The organism is Micromonospora sp. NPDC049102 (genome assembly GCF_043197485.1).
Classification (GTDB): domain Bacteria; phylum Actinomycetota; class Actinomycetes; order Mycobacteriales; family Micromonosporaceae; genus Micromonospora.
This window is the reverse complement of record NZ_JBICTE010000025.1, coordinates 1-16,791: the sequence shown is the minus strand read 5'-3', so window position 1 is coordinate 16,791 and position 16,791 is coordinate 1. Positions and strand designations below refer to the sequence as shown.

The window sequence follows — 16,791 nt, the reverse complement described above, 5'->3', positions numbered from 1 at the left end:
TCAATTCGAGGACCCGGTGATGCAGGACGCGTTGACGATCGGTGAGCTGTCCGTACGCTCCGGGGTGGCGCCGTCCGCGCTGCGTTACTACGAGCGGCTCGGCCTGATCCGCGCCGACCGCACCGGCGGAAACCAGCGCCGCTACGCCCGCGCCGAGCTGCGGCGGGTCGCCTTCATCCGGATCTCCCAGCAGGTCGGCGTCTCGCTCGACGAGATCCGCGACGCGCTCGAATCGCTGCCCGGGAGCCGCACCCCCAGCCCGCAGGACTGGGAGCGCCTCTCCGCCAGCTGGCGCAGCCGGCTCGACGAGAAGATCCGACTCCTCACCAAGCTCCGCGACGACCTCGACGGCTGCATCGGCTGCGGCTGCCTGTCGATGCAACGCTGCATGCTCTACAACCCGGGCGACACCCTCGCCGCACAGGGTCCGGGCGCCCGCCTCATGCTGCCGCCCGCCTCACCCGAGGCGGAGTAGCACCTTCCCGACGTGGTCGCTCGACTCGACCAGGCGGTGCGCCTCGGCCGCCTCGGCCATCGGCAGCCGCCGGTCCACCACCGGCCACACCGCGCCGGCCGCGACCAACGGCCACACCTCGTCGCGTACGCCCCGGACGATCGCCGCCTTCTCGGCCAGCGGCCGGGACCGCAGCGCGGTCGCCGACACACTGGCCCTCTTGGTCAACAACGCGCCCAGATCCAGCTCGGCCTTGCGGCCACCCTGCATCCCGATCACCACGAGCCGACCGCCGGTCGCCAGCGCGGCGACGTTCCGCCCCAGGTAGGACCCGCCCATGATGTCGAGGATGACGTCCACCCCATGACCGTCGGTGGCCGTGCGCACCTCCTCGACGAAGTCCTGCTCCGCGTAGTCGATCGTGTGCGCCGCGCCCAACTCGCGCAGCCGGGAATGCTTGGTCGCGCGGGCGGTCGCCAGCACCGTGGCACCGAGCGCCGACCCGAACTGGATCGCGAACGTGCCGATCCCACTTCCCCCGCCGTGCACCAGCAGCGTGTCGCCAGCGTCGAGCCGGCCCACCCCCACCACGTTCGACCAGACCGTGCAGGCCACCTCCGGCAGCGCCGCGGCGTCGACCAGGTCGACGCCGGCCGGCACGGGCAGCAACTGCCCGGCGGGCACCGCGACACGCTCGGCGTACCCGCCGCCGGCCAGCAGCGCGCACACCTCCTCGCCGACAGCCCACCCGGTCACCTCCGGGCCGATCGCGTCGATCACCCCGGAACACTCCAGGCCGAGGTACGCGGGCGCGCCCGGCGGCGGCGGATAGTGCCCCTGCCGTTGCAGCAGGTCCGCGCGGTTGACCCCGCTGGCCCGCACCCTGACGATCACCTCGCCCGGGCCGGGCTCGGGGTCGGGGACCTCGGCCCAGACCAGCGCGTCGGGTCCACCGGGCTGCGGAACGGTGATGGCTCGCATGACTCCAGTCTCACCCGCCGCGCTCTGCGCCGCAGACGCACCCCTCGCGCGGCGGCTCGTCCGGCCGTGGTCGGCTTGGTCAACTCGGCTGCCGCGAAGTCGGGCGGTCCGCAGGCTTGGTCAACTCGGCTTCCGCGAAGTCGGGCGGTCCGCAGGCTTGGTCAACTCGGCTTCCGCGAAATCGCGGCATCCCAGCGCACGCGACGCCCCGGTTTCCAGGGACCCGAGTCGATCAACGCCACAGTGGACGCCGGAGCCGCCGCCTGGCCGGCGCTTTTCGGGGAGGGGACGCCGAGCCGGCCGGCGCGTGTCGTGGCAGACTGTTGACGGCCGCGCACCTGCGGGTGGTGGTCCGGGAGGGTTCGCCTAGTGGCCGATGGCGCTGGTCTTGAAAACCGGTAAGGCAGCGATGTCTTCGTGGGTTCGAATCCCACACCCTCCGCCCCTTGGGCAGCCGTCAGGTTGTCGGCAGGTAGATCGCGATCCAATCTCTCAGTCGTTTCAGCACCAGCGGACGCACGTCGACCATCTCAATCCGGTCCGCGACCACCGTTGGGTCAACGAGACCGGCCCGGATCAGCGCGTCGGCGAAGGCGTGGTCCTTCTCCCTGCCAGCTACCAGCTTTGACACGACGCAGTCGTGCGGTTCGATCGTGTAGCCGCGCCCCGGTTGGGTGCTCCGGGACTCCACCAGGATCAGACGATCCCGCCACCCATCGGGCAGCCTCGCCGTCGACACGCTCACGCCCTGGGCGTAGTAGCCGTTCGTTTCGTGGAACAGGGAGAACTCGCCGATTGCCCCGTCGACCTGGTCTGCTTTGTGGTCGTCCGGGTCGTCGAAGAATGCGACGTGAACCTCCATGGAGGCGGTGGCTTCCAGCGGAAGTCTGCTCTCCGGGATCGCCCCCAGCACGGACTGGCTGCCGATGACGAGGACGTCCAGATCTCCGACGATCTGGCACGCCGACCGCAGGACGTGCTCCAGTTGCTCGCGTCTCACGCCGCTCGCTCCCAGCCACTGCGGGTGAAGGACTCAAGAACCTTCTTGCGCTGTGGCTGCGACAGGACCCCGGCGAACGGTGAGTTCTGTCTCAGCTCTACCGCTTCCGGATCATCAGAGGTCAGCGCCTTGAGAACGGCGTTGACACCATCGTCGGTCCTGTCCTGCCAACGCTTCAGCCACACCTCGGTCATCGTGCCTCGGTGCTGCCGCAGGAGTCGGTCGAGATTCTCCCGAACCTTACTGAGTACGGCGTCCGGGTCGGTGACCAGACTGCCCGCTACCGCCTGGTGCAGCCACAGCGACTTGAGCTGATCACGAGTCAGTTCCGGTCTGGGGTGCAGCAGCGCCTCGACCTGGTCCCGCTTGATCCTCCGATGCTTGCCGACCTTGACGAACGGAAGCTCGCCACGCTCGCAGAGGTTGCAGTAGGGCGAGCACGCCGCCGGTCATGTCGATGACGAGCGCCCCCGCCCACAGCAGGATCTGCGGAGTGCCGCCGAATGCCGCGCCGAGGACGAGCGGGATGAAGGAGAGCGTGGTGGTGAGGGAGTAGAGCCGGACGGTCCGGAGCATCCGGGGCTCGTCGGACGCCACCCAGTGGAAGAGACTGAACTGGACCGCCCGCACCACGACGTACGCCACCACCAGGGTCAGCTGCGGCATCCTCGTACCGGGGCCGGTCTCCCAGACCTCGGGGACGACGAGCGCGATGAGGAAGATGGCACCCATCGCCACGGTGACGCCGGCGCAGATCGGCCCGACGTCGATCCGGACGGAGTTGCCCAGTCAGGCGTAGGCCAACCAGGAGTTCCACAGCAGCATGAGGACGAGCAGTCCCTGCACCAGGGTCACCGGCGCGGGTCGTTCGCTCATGAAGGAGGTGGCCCGGATGAGCCCGAAGGCGAGTACCAGGTCGAAGAAGACCTCGAACGGTGTCGGTCGGTGCGTCTCCGTCGTGACCACTGGCCGCACCATCAGGCCATCTTCACCGTACGCACCAGCAGCGGTCCCGCGCCTGGCTCCTGGTCGCCCCGGTGGGTCCGCGGCTATGTCCCCTCGGGCTCGTCCCGTCGGGCCTCGCGGATCGTCGTGTCGGCGAGTCGTTCGACGGCGCGTCGACGCTCCTCTGCGAGCGCCTGCTCGTCCGGCTTGCGTAGGACGCCGACGACGGCGACCAGAAAGTCTCGCCAGATGCTGAGCAAGGATTCCCCCCCCGTGGGACGTTGCAGGGGCACCACCCTAGCCCGCCCCCGTGATCCGGCACACCCCGACCAATCGGTCGTTCCACGGCGTGGAAAGGGGTATGAAGAGGCAGGTATCTGCCCACTCCGGAAGGACCCGTCCCGATGACCCTGGAACGACCGATCGCCCCGGACCCGTACGAGCTGCTGCCGACCGTCCCTTCGTTCACGCTGACCAGTGACGATGTGCAGAACGGCGAGCCGATGGACATCCGGCACGCGCACGGCAGCGCCGGCGGTGAGAACATCTCCCCGCAGCTGGCCTGGTCGGACTTCCCCGCCGAGACCAAGAGCTTCACCGTCACCTGCTACGACCCGGACGCGCCGACCGGCAGCGGCTTCTGGCACTGGGTGCTGGTGAACGTGCCGGTCGACGTCACGCAGCTGCCCACCGGTGCCGGGGGCGCGGCGGGCACCGATCTCGGGGGCGCGTTCTCGGTCCGCAACGACTACGGCGCGCAGGGCTACGGGGGTGCGGCGCCGCCGCCCGGTGACCGCCCCCACCGGTACGTCTTCGCGGTGCACGCTCTCGACGTCGACCGCCTGGATGTGACCCCGGACGCGAGCCCGGCCTACGTCGGCTTCAACCTGACCTTCCACACCCTGGCGCGAGCGGTAATCCGCCCAACACACCAGACCAAGGAGTAACCCTCGCCCCCTGGCCGCGCCGATCTTGCACTTTCTGCGCCGACGAAACCCATACAAGGGACGAGTCGACGACCGAAAGTGCAAGATCGGCGGAGGGAGGGTGGGGGTGGGTGGGGGGTGCGTGGGTCAGGCCGGGACTCGGGCCACTGCGAAGACGGACTGGCCGAACGGGGGGCGGACGACCTGTTCGGCGGCCTTGGTGGCGGGGAGGACCAGGGTGTCGTAGACCTTGACCATGGGGCCTTCCTTCGGCATCAGGCGGAAGACCTTGGTGGCCATGAAGTAACCGATCAACCCGAGCGCGTTGGCGTAGTGGATTTTCTCCACCGTCAGGCCGGCCTCGGTCATCGCCGCAGCGAGCGTCTTCTTCGTGTAGCGGCGGACGTGGCCGGTGGCGATGTCGGCGGGGCTCATGGCGAACTGGAACGCGGGCACGATGATGATCACCGCACCGGCGGGTCGGACCAGGTCGCGCATGCTCCGCAGCGCGCCCACGTGGTCGTCGATGTGCTCCAGGACGTTGTACGAGACGGCGGCGCTGTAGTTGCCCCGGTCGCTGTGCGGTAGCAGCATCTGCCGGACGTCGATGCCCGGCTGGGCGGACAGCCGCTCCTTGAGCTGCACGAGCCGGTCGGGGTCGGCCTCGGTGGCGGTGAACCGGGGCAGTCGCTGCGACCATTCCAGCGCGTAGTCGCCGAGGCCGCTGCCGATCTCGATGGGGTCGTCACCGAGGTACGGCACCGCCAGTTCGACGAACCAACGACGGTGGTTCACGGCCGTCGCCAGGCCTTCCAGCACCTCGGACTGGACGCGCTGATCCCCAGTGATTTCTGCCATGCGTCGATTCCTCACGATATGAACTCGACCCGTGCCTGGACCGACAGAGTGAATCATCCGCTTGGATGGCGAAGGAAACGGGGGAGCGGTTGGCCGAATTGCGGTCGGGGGGTGGGCACGTGATCGGCGGTCGGCGAACCCGGCACATAGTACGGCAGTACCCCGAAACATGTCACGGCACCCTCATACGCTGACTACCCTATGAATTGTCATGACTACTCCCGAATCGGACGCTCCCGGCGACGGCCCGACCACCGCATCGCAGGCGGAGGAGCCCGGCGGTGATCGGTTGCGCCGCAACGGGAAGTGGGTCGATCTGGCGGTCGTGCTGAGCTTCGTGGTGCTCGGCTTCTGGGTCACCGGGCGTCTCTGGTGGAACCCGGGCAGTGGAGTGCGCGACAACCGCTCGGACCAGTCGCAGTTCGAATGGATGATGGCGCACGGTGCGCGGGTGGTCACGCAATTCGCGTACCCGTTCCATTCGGACCGGATGAACGTGCCGGACGGTGTCAACCTGATGGCAAATACGTCCGTATTATCTATTTCATTACCGATGACGCCGATAACCCTGCTGTTCGGACCACGTGCGGCATTCCTGCTCTTTCTCACTCTCGGAATGATCGCCACTGCCACGGCCTGGTACTTCCTGCTCTCCCGGGTCCTGGTCCGGAGCCGGGGGCCGGCCTGGCTCGGTGCCGGCTTCTGCGCGTTCGCACCGGCCATGGTCTCGCACGCCAACGGGCACCCGAACATCGTGTCGCAGTTCGTCGTCCCACTGATCATCTGGCGCACGCTGCGGCTCGCCGACGCCGGCCGCTGGCTGCGTAACGGTGTGCTGCTCGCGCTGGTGATCGTCTGGCAGGCGTTCCTCAATCTGGAGATCCTGCTGATGACCGCCATCGGGATCGGGGTGATCGTCGGGGTGCTGGCCCTCGCTCGCCCCGCTCTGCGGTCACGGATCCGACCCTTCCTCGCCGGCCTCGCCGTCACCGCCGTGGTCGCCGGCCTGCTGCTCGCGTACCCGCTGTATGTGCAGTTCTTCGGACCCGGCGCCTACTCCGGGCTGTCCAGCCTGATCCGTGGTTACTCCAGCGACCTCGCGTCGTTCGTGGCGTACTCCCGGGAGTCGCTGGCCGGCAGCCCGCGCACCGCCGCGGGCCTGGCCAAGAACCCGACCGAGGAGAACAGCTTCTTCGGCTGGTCGCTGCTCGTGCTGGTGGTCGCCCTCGTCTGGTGGCTGCGGCGGTCGGCGGTGGTGCTCGCGCTGGCCGGGCTCGGGCTGCTCTTCACCGTGCTCTCGCTCGGCCGGGAGATCCGCTTCGACGGGCGCGGCACTGGCGTGCCCGGGCCCTGGGCGGCGCTGGAAAACCTGCCGATCCTGCACTCGGTGGTGCCGACCCGGTGGGCGCTGGCGATCACTCCGATCGTCGGGGTGCTGCTCGCCTACGGCGCCGAGCGTGCCCGGGAGTTGGCCGGTACACGTCCGGCCGCCCGACCGCAGATCCGCTTCGCCACCGCGACCGTGCTGACGATGGCCCTGCTGCCGATCCTGCCGACCCCGCTGCCCGTGGTCCAGCTGGACCCGGTCCCCACCTTCGTGACCAGTGGGGCATGGCGGCCGTACGTGGCTGGTGGGCGCAGTGTGGTGACCCTGCCGCTGCCGGACACCAACTACGCGGAGCCGCTGCGCTGGTCGGCCGCGACCCGGCTGGACATGCCGCTGGCCCGGGGCTACTTCCTCGGCCCGGACACCCGCCCGAGCGCTCAGCCGCCGAAGGTCGCGCTGTTCACCGCGCCGCCCCGGCCCACCAGCAGTTTCTTCGCCACCATCCGGCGCACCGGCGCGGTGCCGCCGATCACGCCGCAGAGTCGGGTCAAGGCGGTCGACGACCTGCGCTACTGGCGAGCCGGCGTGGTGATCCTCGGACCGCACGAGCACGAGATGGAGTTGCGCCGTGGGATGACCGAGCTGACCGGTATCCAACCGACCTTCACCGGCGGCGTCTGGGTGTGGGACGTCCGACCGTTGACCGACTGATCGGCGGGATCGCGCCCGGTCAGCCCTGTCGGACGCAGCAGCCCTGGCAGACCTTGGGGCTGGGCAGTGTGAAGGCCAGGCAGCACGTGCGGCGCTGGACGCTGGGCTCGCCGGTCGGGCCGGGGACCAGCTCGACAAGGTCGGCCAGGTCGAGCGCGCCGAGCAGGGTGTCGATGCTCTCCACCGTCGAGCCGGGCAGCCCGTCCGCGGCGCGCAGGACGCCGTGCGCGATGCCGGAGGCGACCGAACCGAGCAGCGTCCTGGTGCCCACCCGTACCTCCGCCTGGATCGCCGCGATCAGCGGAGCGAGGTGGGCGTCGAGCAGTGAGGCGCGCAGCGCGGCCAGCAGCTCCGCCTCGCCGGCGACGACGCGTACCTGCGGCAGGCCGGACAGCGCCAGCGGGTCGCTCGGCAGCACCGCCACGGTGGTGCCGTGGCGCAGGCCCAGCGTGATCAGTGGGCGGTGGTCCTCGAAGTGGATCAGCACGTCGGAGGGGTCGAGCAGCGGCACCCGGCGGGCCGAGGCCCAACCGAGCACGACCGGCAGCGCCGTCCAGTAGCTGTACGACTTCCAGGCCAGCGCGGCGCAGGCGTGCGGCGTGCCGCCCCAGCGGACGCTCGCCGCGCGCAGCAGCTCCGGCAGGCGGGTGCCGTCGATCAGGGTGGTGGCGGGCGCCCAGCCGAACTCGTCGTCGACGAGCAGGCCCCGGGCGAGCCCGGGAAGGTCGTCGGTGCCGAACATCGCCCGTAGCGCGGCGGTGACGGGCGCGAGCGGCGTGGCGGCCACGTCCCGCCTCGGCATCACCGCTGTCACCTGAGCCGTCCCCCGTCCGAGTGGCCGGAAGCGTGCCCCGGCGGACGGCCAGATGCCGTCCGAAGCTAAGGCTAGCCTAACCACGCCCGTCGGTATACGCGAGTCGCTGTAATCCGAGCGACAGGGGCAGCCGTATCCGGGCAGACGGGGAGGTCCGGACCGCGTACCGCGATCCGGGGCCTCGTCGACGCTCGGCACGAGATGTCAAGCAGTGTGTCGGGAACATGCCAGTCAAGTGTGCGTCTGGCCACGGAACGTGAAACTGATACTCCCGGCCGCGAGGAAGCCGATGACCTCACCCCTCGAACGGGCTGCCGAGTCCTTTGCGGCCGAGCTTGCCCGGCAGCGTGCCGGGCGGGGCCTCTCCAAGAAGCAACTGGCCGTGCTGATGGGCTTCGACCCGTCCTACGTGAGTCACGTCGAGGGCCGTCGACACCGCCCGACCGAGGATTTCGCCCGCCGTGCCGAGGCCGTCCTGGAGGCCAGCGGCGCGATCTGGCAGCGTTTCCGGGAGTACGACGACCTCCGGCACGCCCGCTCCGGCCATCCGCAGCGCGAGCCTGCGCTGCCCGGCCAGTGGCTTCCCCCCGGCACCGGCCTGGTGGTGGAGCGGGAACTGGCCACCCTCATCCACACCGACAACGGCTACCGGTGCGTCATCCACCGCGAGCTGTACAACGCGGGCACCGACCCGGTCACCCGCTACCTCGTACGCGTGGCGGTCGACCGCTATCCGAACGATCCCGGTCGCTCCAACCGGCACCACCGGGCGCACCCGCTCACCTTCGCCGAACTGCAACTACAGGCCCGACGCGACGACGGCACCGGCGATCCGGAGCCGATGCACTGGCGGGCGAAACACGACCGGGACGCGTTCAAGGAGATCTGGCTCCTCTTCGAGAACAGCGAACGCCGGTTCCCGCTCTACCCCGGCGACCGGACCAGCATCGAGTACGCGTACAGCGTCGGACACGAGAAGTGGGGCCCCTGGTTCCAGCGGGCCGTCCGGCTGCCCACCCGGCACCTCGCCGTACGCCTGGATCTGCCGGCGGCGCTCGACCCGCAGGTCTGGGGCGTGGAGACCTCGCTCTCCGCGGAGGAGGGCCCGCTGCGGACCGCCCCGCAGCGACACGACGAGGACGACCGGGCGATCTTCGGCTGGCAGACCGACGACCCGCCGCTCAACGCCCGCTACCGGATGCAGTGGCGTTTCCGGGCTCGGCCGGACACCGACCCGGACGCCGGCACCGGCAGCACCCGGGTCCGCCCCAGCGACCGGATGCGCGGGATCGGCATCGTGCAGCGCGGCGACGATCTCCTCCGCCAGCCGGTTCGACAGTTCGACCTGCCCGGCGAGGAGCAGGTGGCCCGGGGCATCGTGGAGCGCCTCACCATGGCGCTGTCCCGGCTCGACGAGCTGCACCCGTTCAGCAAGGGAGTGGGCATCGCCGCACCGCAGCTCGGCATCGGCCGGGCCGCCGCCGTCGTCCGGCCCCCCGACCGCTCGGCGGAACCGGTCGTCCTGCTCAACCCCCGGGTGGTCGACGCCGACCCGGAGACCGACGAGCAGTACGAGGGGTGCCTCTCCTTCTTCGACCACCGAGGTCTGGTGCCCCGCCCGCTGCGACTCGACGTCGAACACGCCCAGTGGGACGGCAGTCGGATCATCACGTCGTTCGAGTTCGGCATGGCCCGGCTCGTCGCGCACGAGATCGACCACCTACAGGGCCGGCTCTACGTCGACCGGATGGCACCCGGCGTGCCGCTGGTGCCGGTCGAGGAGTACCGCGAGACCGGGCGCCCCTGGCGCTACTGAGACCTGGTGCTACTGACTCAGGGAGGGGGACCGGGGCGCGCGCCCCAGGGGGCAGGGGCACGCGCCCCGGTGTGGGGGGAGGAACGTCTAGAGATCGCCGAACGTGTCGTAGCGGATGTTCGGCGGTGGTACCTCGTCGGCGGCCAGCACCTGCAGGGTCGAGCGGACCATCTGCGCCGACCCGGATACGTAACAGTCGTGGGTCGTCCACGGGCCGTACCGGGCCACCACGTCCGCGATGTCGCCCAGCTCGCCGTCGAAGTCCGGGTCGTCGCTGCACGCCGCGGTGACCGACAACCACGGGTGTGCCGCCACCAGGTCCTGAAAACCGGCCAGCCCGTACAGGTCGGACGCCTGCTGGGCGCCGTAGAAGACGTGCACCCACCGCGTCCGGTTGTAGGTGGCCAACTCCTCCACCAGCGCTTTGATCGGCGCGAGCCCGACGCCGCCGGCCACGCAGAGGATGTCCCGCTCGGAGGAGCGGTCCAGGGTCATCGACCCCATCGGCGCCGCCAGGCGCAGCAGCTGCCCGGGCCGCACCCGCCGGACCAGCGCGCCGGACACCCATCCCGCGCCGGGGCTCCGTACGTGGAACTCCAGCACGTTGTCGTCGTTCGGAGCGTTCGCCACCGAGTAGTTCCGCCACACTCTCGGGTGGAAGCGGGGCAGTTCCAGGCTCACGTACTGGCCCGCCTGCCAGGGCAGTGGATGTTGCAGGGCCCGGCAGGTCAGCACGGCGATGTCCGGGCCGTGGCGCTCGTGCGTCAGCACCTCGGCGTGCCAGAACGGCGGGTTGTCGTCGTCTGCCGCCCCGGCGACCATCTTCGCCGCGATGGCCGCGTACGCGTCCCGCCACGCCTGGTCGTACTCCAGGTTCCAGCCGTCGCCGGCCGTGCTGCGCAGCGCGTCGAGCAGCGCGACGCCCATCGTGGCGTAGTGCCGGTCGTCGACGTGGTACTTGCGGTGGTCGCGGCCCAGCGCGCGCAGGAACTCGTCGAAGCTCTCCGGATCGCCCACGGTGTGGATCGCCGTGATGATCGCTTCCAGCAGGCGGTCACCCTGGCCGGTCATCTGCACCGGGAAGAGCTGCCGTAGAGCGGGGTCGAGCAGGAACACCCGAGCGTAGAAGTGCCCGGTCAGCCGCTCCCGGTCCTCCTCGACCAGGGTCCAGCTCTCCTTCAGCAACCGTGCGACGTTGTCCACCGGTGCTCCTTCTCCAGACGACAGCGGATCGGGCACCGATAGAATCTCCACGGAGCGTGCACATCGGTCGCACAGAATGTGCGATCGGTTCATGCCGACCGATCGGTGCTGCCTGCCATGCCGTCCGTCGGGCACAGTGGTGCGGTGACCGTTGAGCTGACCCGCCCGGTGTCCCGCCGGCTGCTGGGGACCGAAACGTTGCTGGTCCTTGGCCTGTCCCTTGGCCAGTCCGCCGTCTACGCGGTGGTCTCGATCATCGCGAAGCTGACCGCCGAGGGGCCGCTGTCCAAGCAGACCGCGTCACTGAACACCTCCGCGTCGGCCCGCCCCTGGCTGGACCTGACGTACCAGCTCCTCGGCATCGTGTTCGCGCTGCTTCCGGTGCTGCTCGCCGTACACCTGCTCAGTCGGGACCCCGGCGACCCGGCGCGGACCCTCGGCCTGGACGCGCGGCGGCCCGGCCAGGATCTGGCGCGCGGCGCCGGCCTGGCCGCGCTGATCGGCCTGCCCGGCCTGGCCCTGTTCTGGGTGGCGGCGCACCTCGGCCTCAACGCCACGCTGGTGCCGGCGGCGCTGCCGAAGGTCTGGTGGGCGATCCCGGTGCTGATCCTCGCCGCCGTGCAGAACGCCGTGCTGGAGGAGGTGATCGTGGTCGGCTACCTGGTCACCCGGCTGCGCCAGCTCCAGTGGCGGCTGGCCGCGATCATCGCGGCCAGCGCGCTGCTGCGCGGCTCCTACCACCTCTACCAGGGCTTCGGCGCGTTCGTCGGCAACGCGGTGATGGGCGTCGTGTTCAGCCTCTTCTACCTGCGTACCCGCCGGGTGATGCCCCTGGTCATCGCGCACACCGTGCTCGACGTGGTCGCCTTCGTCGGCTACGCGTCGCTGCCCCGGGAATGGTTCGACTGGCTGTGACGGGTCAGCGCCAGCTCGTCCGGTAGGCGGCCACCGCCCGCGCCGCCAGCCGGTCGGCCGCCGCCGCGTCGCCCAACGTGGCGGCCACCACGGCCGCGCCCGGCACCAGCCGGGACGCCAACCGCAGCGCCACCCAGCCGCCGGCCTGCGCGGTGAGCGGCGCGGCCAGCCGCCACGCGGCCTCCGCAGCCCTCGGCCACGTCCCCTCCACCGGATCGCCGGCCTCCCGCGCACCGGCCAGCGCCGCCCGCGCGCTCGCCGCGTCCGGATGCACCTGGGTCAACACCAGCAACTCCTCGGCCCGATCGGGGTGCGACGGGTTCCGGCCGTAGGCCGCCGCCAGGTGCAGCACCAGGTTCGACTGGGTCCACAGCACCGACACCAGCTCCGCCAACGGCGCGAAGAGCCCCGCCAGCGCCGCCGCAGCCCCTCCCACCCCCGCCGCCCGCACGTACCGCCGGGTCGCCAGGCGGGCCAGACCGTCCGCCGAAGCGTCCGGGTAGCGGTCCCGCAGCCGCCGCGCCCACTCGGCGGCGCCCGGACCGAGCGTCCGGACCGCCTCCAGCGCCAGCAACTCCGGAGCGAAGCCGGGGTGGTCGCGTAGGCGAACGGCCACGGCCCGCAAGTCCGGTTCCGGGGTACGAGGTGAAGCCGCCTCTGGGTCAGCCGATGAGACCGCCGCTGCGGCCGGCTGGGGGGTGATCGCGGAAGTCGCTTCTGGCGTGGGCGCCGGTGCGACCGCGGGTGCACCCGCCTTCGCCGTGGCGGCACTGCGCGGGGTGGCCCTCTCCGGTGTTACCTCGCGCGGGGTGGACCCGGGCGGCGTGGCTGGGTCCGGAGTCGGCTTGTCCTGGGTCGTCGAGCGCGAGGTTGCCTTGCCCGGGGTCTTCCTGCTCGGGGTCGTGGCGCGGGTGGGCGTGGCGCGGGTGGGCGTGGCGCGCTTGCGAGGGATCGGCGTGGTCTCGGCCGGTTCGGGTGTGGCAGGCGTCGCATCCGGGACGGCCGGCGCTGGCGGGGGTGGTGTCGGTGCGACGGCAGCCGTGCTGGTGGCGGTCTTGCGCGGTCGGGGAGCCCGCTTCCTCGGTGGCTGGACCGTCGGTTCCTGCACCGGGCCGGCCTGCGCCGCGTTCTCGACGGCGGGCGGTTCGGCCGGGGTGCTCTCCGCGTCGGCGGGGGCGGGCGTCGGCTGTCGAGGCAAGGGCCGGTCCGGCTCCGGTGGCTGGAAGATCACCGGTGCCGCCTTGGCTCGGCGGGGACGCGGGCTCGCCGGTGCCGCAGGCGCGGTCTCGGCGGACTGCTCGGTCACCTGCGGCGGCGTGAACGTGGCCCGCGCCGGGCGCCGACGCGTACGCTCAGCAGGCTCTTGGCGGGTCGGTTCGCTGGGCGGCTGCTCCTGCATATCGATGGAGCGTAGTCCCGATCACGTCGCCGCACAGCGGGGAAATACCGTGGCGGCGTGCCTCGGTCGGCGTACCCCGGAAGTCGTTTTGCCCCCGGTGGGTGCCGACCTGTATCCTCGGGCGCGGTGGTCTGCGGGCCACCAGGGAGACTTCGCCTAGTCTGGTCTATGGCGCCGCACTGCTAATGCGGTTGGGGTCTTAAAGCCCCTCCCGGGTTCGAATCCCGGAGTCTCCGCGCGAAAGCCGGGTGTGTATGCTGGCTTAGCACGAGCGCCCGTAGCTCAATGGATAGAGCATCTGACTACGGATCAGAAGGTTAGGGGTTCGAGTCCCTTCGGGCGCACTGTTTGACCAGGCAATATTCAACTTCATCTTGGTGTTGTTGATCTCTGTGGGTCATGTGTGGGTCACGTTTGTGACCCACGTCGGAGGCCCTGGTCAAGCCGTTGACCTGGCCTTTTGGTCAGAACGCAGCGGATTCGCGCAGATCCTACTTCGGGTCAGGCGAATCCGCCGTTTGTCGTATTGAGATCACCCGATCGGCCGACCCGTCGTCTTGTTGCTTACCGCCTACCTTGTCTCGGTGCGGTGGTGGAGCTGATGTCCAAGAGCAAGGCCGGTCAGGTGTACAGGCGCTGCGGGTGCCGGTGCGAGCAGACGAAGCAACAGCTTGGGGCGCGGTGTCCCCTTCGCGTGGAGCTGGATCATGGCCGCTGGTACTTCGCCGTCCAGGTAACTAACCTGGACGATCGGCGAGTACGTATCCGCAGGGGCGGCTTCCGCAGCAGTTGGGAGGCGGAGCGTGCCTCCTGGGAGTTCCTCCAGTTGCCCGACGCGCAGGCTGCCTCTGAGTGGTGGACGTTGGGACGCTGGTTGGAGTACTGGCTGTCGGAGTTGGACGGTCAGCTGCGCCCTACAACCCTGATGAACTACCGCAGCATCGTGAAAAATCACCTGCTCCCCAAGGTGAGCAAGCTCCGTATGCCTGAGTTGCGGACTCGGCACCTTCAACGAGCGATGGACTCCATAGCTCGCCAACGCACGGCAGGGGGGCACACGCTCTCGCCGGGCACGCTGGACCGTATCCGCGCGGTACTCCGCAGCGCCCTGTCCGAAGCGCGGCGACGAGGCGTTCTCAAGACCAACTCGAATCCAGCGCGGGGGCTACGGCTTCCTAATGGTGCCCGGCCGCGGGCTGTGTTGTGGGACGACGATCACGAGGAAGTCTGGCGTGAGACCGGGATCAGGCCTCGGGTTGCCGTATGGGACCTGCCGCACGTGGGCAAGTTCCTCGAGTCGACGCGCAACGACCCGATGTTCGCACTGTGGTGGCTGGTGGCGCTGCATGGCCTGCGTCGGGGTGAAGTAGCGGGACTGCGCTGGGAGGATGTCGACCTGGCGGCGGGGCGGCTGACGGTTCGGGAACAGGTCATCGTCCTGCGCGGGATGGAGATCACGGGGCCTCCGAAGTCAGCAGCCGGAGTGCGTGTCATCGAGCTTGACGAGTTCACCGTCGAGGTGCTGCGGGCACTGTGGAACGAACAGCGGCGCCGGTTCGGATCGCCGTCGCCGAAGGCGCGGATGTTCCGGCACGCGAACGGGCGCGTCGTCCGTCCTGACTGGCTGACCCGGCGCTTTGCCCGCTTGGTAGAGGAGTTGGGGCTTCCACCGGTGCGCCTGCACGATTTGCGGCACGGCGCAACGGGTATCGCTCTGGCCTCAGGATCGGACCTGAAGGTCATCCAGGAAAAGCTAGGGCATTCAACGCCGATCACCACCATCGAGATCTATGCGTGCGTGATCAAGAGCTTGGCGCAAGCTTCGGTCCGTGCGGCAGCAGAGCTGCTCCTCTCGCACGTCGGTCGCCGCCGCCTGTCCTTTGGTAGCGCTTCTCAGGCCTGAAATGGTCGCGTCCGGGCTGGTGAGGCCTCGAACGAGGAACAACGTCCGTGCCTTGCGGGTTTGATCCGAGCTCCGGTCCTGTTCCTCGGCCTCACCTCTTCCGCCTTGGCGTCTGTCTGACGAGATCGTCGTTGTTGCCGCCCCCGAGTGCCGGCCGCGCGGCGGGTGCAGCAGCTGAAAGCTGAAGCCGGCCTTCTGCCATGCCGCCCTTTCCATCGTCACGTAGGCGGCAGATGACCCTGCGTGCGATCGCAAATGGTGCTGCCGTCCGGGCTCCCTGGCCGGTTCAACAGGTTGAGTCGCGATCGTACTGACTAGGGCCGATCTTGAGGCGTCGCGACTCCACTGCCGTGGCTGACCGTGGCATTCATAACTTCTTTCGAGGTCCAGATCGATCCCGCTGGTTCTCGATCACCGCTCAAGCACCGAAATCTTCGACGGGTTGCAGCTTCACCGATGCGTTGAGTAGTTGTTGATCAACGCGTTGAGCAGCTGATGTGGATGCGTGTTGGGGGGTCGAGCGGGCCTATGGTGCGGGCGGACTATCGGCGATGTCCACCTATGCCGAGGTCCTCTTCGCGTTGGTGCCTGCCCTTGACTCTGGCAGCTCTCTCTTTCTTGCGGATGCCGACGCTAGCCTGACGGGCTGCCGGGACGGTCCGTCCTGACCGAGCTATAGCCTTGTGGCGATATGGAATTTCGCATACTTGGGCCGTTTGAGGCGATCGACGACGGGAAGCTTGTGCAGCTCGGGCGGCGGCGCCGCCAAGAGCGCCTCGTCCTCGCCACCCTGCTCATCGACGCAGATCGCCTGGTCTCCATGGAACGCATCTTCGAGGTGCTGTGGGCCAGCCAAACGCCGAGGTCGGCGCGTAGCGCCGTCCAGACTTACGTCAACAGAGTCCGAAGTGATTTGGCACCCTACGGGGTCCAGATCGTCACCAGAGGCGATCGCTACCTCCTGCGGACGGAGGGCCATCGCATCGATGCTGCGAACTTCGGCGACATTGCGAAACGGGCCTTTCTCACACCGGACCCCCGCGAACAGGTGCATATCCTCGATCAAGCCTTGGCACTCTGGCGCGGACCGCTCCTCGCTGACCTAACCGACGACGTGGCACGCCAACGTCTCGGCGGTCCACTGATCGATCTATGGTTCACCTGCCTTGAGACACGGGCCGCGGCTCAGTTGGCCAGGCGACAACACTTGCGTGTCATCAGCGAACTGGCCAACGTCGTCGATCAGCATCCGGCCCGTGAGGCTCTTGTCAGCAGCCTCATGACCGCCCTATATCGAGCAGGCAGACAGGCCGAGGCGCTGCACCTCTACGAAACCACGAGGACGACGCTCCTCCGAGATCTCGGCGTTGAGCCAGGACGGCAACTGCGCGAACTGCACCGCCGGATCCTGCGCGTCGAGCACCCTCCACACCAACTCCGCCACCTAGTACGGCAGCCGCCGTTCGTGATCATGGTTGGAGTTCGATGGTGAGTCGGCGGGCGTAGTGGGCTCGTCTGGCTCGTGCTTGGTGTCGGCGT

At 69.3% G+C, this 16,791-nt stretch carries 16 protein-coding genes, 3 tRNA genes and 1 pseudogene; 10 read left to right on the top strand and 10 right to left on the bottom strand.

The annotated features are described in order from the left end of the window. Positions 1 to 19 precede the first annotated feature (19 nt). Complete coding sequence (soxR, locus tag ACGFH9_RS22145) at positions 20 to 475, top strand: redox-sensitive transcriptional activator SoxR (RefSeq protein ID WP_393222275.1); 456 nt, start codon at positions 20 to 22, stop codon at positions 473 to 475. Here soxR and ACGFH9_RS22140 read toward each other — a convergent pair. Beyond that, positions 458 to 1,435, bottom strand: a complete 978-nt coding sequence (locus tag ACGFH9_RS22140) for an NAD(P)H-quinone oxidoreductase (protein WP_393222272.1) — start codon at positions 1,433 to 1,435, stop codon at positions 458 to 460. The genes soxR and ACGFH9_RS22140 overlap by 18 nt on opposite strands. A 355-nt stretch (positions 1,436 to 1,790) precedes the next feature. On the opposite strand from ACGFH9_RS22140, the gene ACGFH9_RS22135 reads away from it, so the two are divergent. Beyond that, positions 1,791 to 1,877: transfer RNA gene (locus tag ACGFH9_RS22135), tRNA-Ser, on the top strand. A 15-nt stretch (positions 1,878 to 1,892) separates the two neighbouring features. On the opposite strand, the gene ACGFH9_RS22130 is transcribed toward ACGFH9_RS22135, so the two are convergent. The 5 genes and pseudogenes from ACGFH9_RS22130 to ACGFH9_RS22110 all read right to left on the bottom strand — a co-directional run bounded on the left by ACGFH9_RS22130 (position 1,893) and on the right by ACGFH9_RS22110 (position 3,640). Beyond that, positions 1,893 to 2,435, bottom strand: a complete 543-nt coding sequence (locus ACGFH9_RS22130; protein WP_393222270.1) for a DUF6036 family nucleotidyltransferase — start codon at positions 2,433 to 2,435, stop codon at positions 1,893 to 1,895. Beyond that, positions 2,432 to 2,629, bottom strand: coding sequence for a hypothetical protein (locus tag ACGFH9_RS22125; RefSeq protein WP_393222267.1), 198 nt, complete (start codon positions 2,627 to 2,629; stop codon positions 2,432 to 2,434). Before ACGFH9_RS22125 ends, ACGFH9_RS22130 begins: the two co-directional genes overlap by 4 nt. A 283-nt stretch (positions 2,630 to 2,912) precedes the next feature. Beyond that, positions 2,913 to 3,167 (bottom strand): annotated as a pseudogene (locus tag ACGFH9_RS22120) (low temperature requirement protein A); the annotation flags it as partial. Between the two features lie 57 nt (positions 3,168 to 3,224). After that, positions 3,225 to 3,413, bottom strand: a complete 189-nt coding sequence (locus ACGFH9_RS22115; RefSeq protein ID WP_393222265.1) for a low temperature requirement protein A — start codon at positions 3,411 to 3,413, stop codon at positions 3,225 to 3,227. A 71-nt stretch (positions 3,414 to 3,484) separates the two neighbouring features. Next, the gene (locus ACGFH9_RS22110; RefSeq protein WP_393222262.1) at positions 3,485 to 3,640 is read right to left on the bottom strand and encodes a hypothetical protein; all 156 of its coding nucleotides are present in this window, start codon (positions 3,638 to 3,640) and stop codon (positions 3,485 to 3,487) included. A gap of 144 nt (positions 3,641 to 3,784) precedes the next feature. On the opposite strand from ACGFH9_RS22110, the gene ACGFH9_RS22105 reads away from it, so the two are divergent. Continuing rightward, positions 3,785 to 4,327: a YbhB/YbcL family Raf kinase inhibitor-like protein gene (locus ACGFH9_RS22105; RefSeq protein ID WP_393222260.1), complete on the top strand. Its 543-nt coding sequence runs from the start codon at positions 3,785 to 3,787 to the stop codon at positions 4,325 to 4,327. A 126-nt stretch (positions 4,328 to 4,453) separates the two neighbouring features. Here ACGFH9_RS22105 and ACGFH9_RS22100 read toward each other — a convergent pair whose 3' ends face one another. Then, entirely contained in the window at positions 4,454 to 5,164 is a 711-nt protein-coding gene (locus tag ACGFH9_RS22100; protein WP_393222257.1) for a class I SAM-dependent methyltransferase, read from the bottom strand. Positions 5,165 to 5,375: 211 nt separating this feature from the next. Here ACGFH9_RS22100 and ACGFH9_RS22095 point away from each other — a divergent pair, with 211 nt between their 5' ends. Next, on the top strand, positions 5,376 to 7,202 hold the full coding sequence (locus tag ACGFH9_RS22095; protein ID WP_393222255.1) for a hypothetical protein: 1,827 nt from the start codon (positions 5,376 to 5,378) through the stop codon (positions 7,200 to 7,202). A 19-nt stretch (positions 7,203 to 7,221) separates the two neighbouring features. Here the strand turns inward: ACGFH9_RS22095 and ACGFH9_RS22090 are convergent, their stop codons facing one another. Then, positions 7,222 to 8,004: an IucA/IucC family C-terminal-domain containing protein gene (locus ACGFH9_RS22090; protein ID WP_393222252.1), complete on the bottom strand. Its 783-nt coding sequence runs from the start codon at positions 8,002 to 8,004 to the stop codon at positions 7,222 to 7,224. Positions 8,005 to 8,305: 301 nt separating this feature from the next. Here ACGFH9_RS22090 and ACGFH9_RS22085 point away from each other — a divergent pair, with 301 nt between their 5' ends. Next, positions 8,306 to 9,832 carry a peptide deformylase gene (locus tag ACGFH9_RS22085; protein ID WP_393222249.1) on the top strand — a complete coding sequence of 509 codons (1,527 nt, stop codon included), beginning with the start codon at positions 8,306 to 8,308 and terminating at the stop codon, positions 9,830 to 9,832. An 87-nt stretch (positions 9,833 to 9,919) separates the two neighbouring features. Here the strand turns inward: ACGFH9_RS22085 and ACGFH9_RS22080 are convergent, their stop codons facing one another. Then, positions 9,920 to 11,035 carry a globin domain-containing protein gene (locus tag ACGFH9_RS22080; RefSeq protein WP_393222247.1) on the bottom strand — a complete coding sequence of 372 codons (1,116 nt, stop codon included), beginning with the start codon at positions 11,033 to 11,035 and terminating at the stop codon, positions 9,920 to 9,922. A 144-nt stretch (positions 11,036 to 11,179) separates the two neighbouring features. Between ACGFH9_RS22080 and ACGFH9_RS22075 the strand changes: the two genes are divergently transcribed. Next, the gene (locus ACGFH9_RS22075; protein WP_393222245.1) at positions 11,180 to 11,950 is read left to right on the top strand and encodes a CPBP family intramembrane glutamic endopeptidase; all 771 of its coding nucleotides are present in this window, start codon (positions 11,180 to 11,182) and stop codon (positions 11,948 to 11,950) included. A 4-nt stretch (positions 11,951 to 11,954) separates the two neighbouring features. On the opposite strand, the gene ACGFH9_RS22070 is transcribed toward ACGFH9_RS22075, so the two are convergent. Continuing rightward, positions 11,955 to 13,256 carry a hypothetical protein gene (locus ACGFH9_RS22070; RefSeq protein WP_393222242.1) on the bottom strand — a complete coding sequence of 434 codons (1,302 nt, stop codon included), beginning with the start codon at positions 13,254 to 13,256 and terminating at the stop codon, positions 11,955 to 11,957. A gap of 238 nt (positions 13,257 to 13,494) precedes the next feature. On the opposite strand from ACGFH9_RS22070, the gene ACGFH9_RS22065 reads away from it, so the two are divergent. The 4 genes from ACGFH9_RS22065 to ACGFH9_RS22050 all read left to right on the top strand — a co-directional run bounded on the left by ACGFH9_RS22065 (position 13,495) and on the right by ACGFH9_RS22050 (position 16,744). Further along, a tRNA-Ser gene (locus ACGFH9_RS22065) sits at positions 13,495 to 13,585 on the top strand. Between the two features lie 35 nt (positions 13,586 to 13,620). Then, positions 13,621 to 13,693, top strand: a tRNA-Arg gene (locus ACGFH9_RS22060). Positions 13,694 to 14,043: 350 nt separating this feature from the next. After that, positions 14,044 to 15,252, top strand: coding sequence for a tyrosine recombinase XerC (xerC, locus tag ACGFH9_RS22055; RefSeq protein ID WP_393222240.1), 1,209 nt, complete (start codon positions 14,044 to 14,046; stop codon positions 15,250 to 15,252). Between the two features lie 691 nt (positions 15,253 to 15,943). Then, the gene (locus tag ACGFH9_RS22050) at positions 15,944 to 16,744 is read left to right on the top strand and encodes a BTAD domain-containing putative transcriptional regulator (RefSeq protein WP_393222237.1); all 801 of its coding nucleotides are present in this window, start codon (positions 15,944 to 15,946) and stop codon (positions 16,742 to 16,744) included. The last annotated feature ends 47 nt before the right edge of the window (positions 16,745 to 16,791 follow it).

Excerpts from the sequence above, each read along its gene's own strand:
- soxR (WP_393222275.1), top strand. The coding sequence starts at position 20 with ATGCAGGACGCGTTGACGATCGGTGAGCTGTCCGTACGCTCCGGGGTG.
- ACGFH9_RS22140 (WP_393222272.1), bottom strand. The coding sequence starts at position 1,435 with ATGCGAGCCATCACCGTTCCGCAGCCCGGTGGACCCGACGCGCTGGTC.
- ACGFH9_RS22125 (WP_393222267.1), bottom strand. The coding sequence starts at position 2,629 with ATGACCGAGGTGTGGCTGAAGCGTTGGCAGGACAGGACCGACGATGGT.
- ACGFH9_RS22115 (WP_393222265.1), bottom strand. The coding sequence starts at position 3,413 with ATGGTGCGGCCAGTGGTCACGACGGAGACGCACCGACCGACACCGTTC.
- ACGFH9_RS22105 (WP_393222260.1), top strand. The coding sequence starts at position 3,785 with ATGACCCTGGAACGACCGATCGCCCCGGACCCGTACGAGCTGCTGCCG.
- ACGFH9_RS22100 (WP_393222257.1), bottom strand. The coding sequence starts at position 5,164 with ATGGCAGAAATCACTGGGGATCAGCGCGTCCAGTCCGAGGTGCTGGAA.
- ACGFH9_RS22095 (WP_393222255.1), top strand. The coding sequence starts at position 5,376 with ATGACTACTCCCGAATCGGACGCTCCCGGCGACGGCCCGACCACCGCA.
- ACGFH9_RS22090 (WP_393222252.1), bottom strand. The coding sequence starts at position 8,004 with ATGCCGAGGCGGGACGTGGCCGCCACGCCGCTCGCGCCCGTCACCGCC.
- ACGFH9_RS22085 (WP_393222249.1), top strand. The coding sequence starts at position 8,306 with ATGACCTCACCCCTCGAACGGGCTGCCGAGTCCTTTGCGGCCGAGCTT.
- ACGFH9_RS22050 (WP_393222237.1), top strand. The coding sequence starts at position 15,944 with ATGGAATTTCGCATACTTGGGCCGTTTGAGGCGATCGACGACGGGAAG.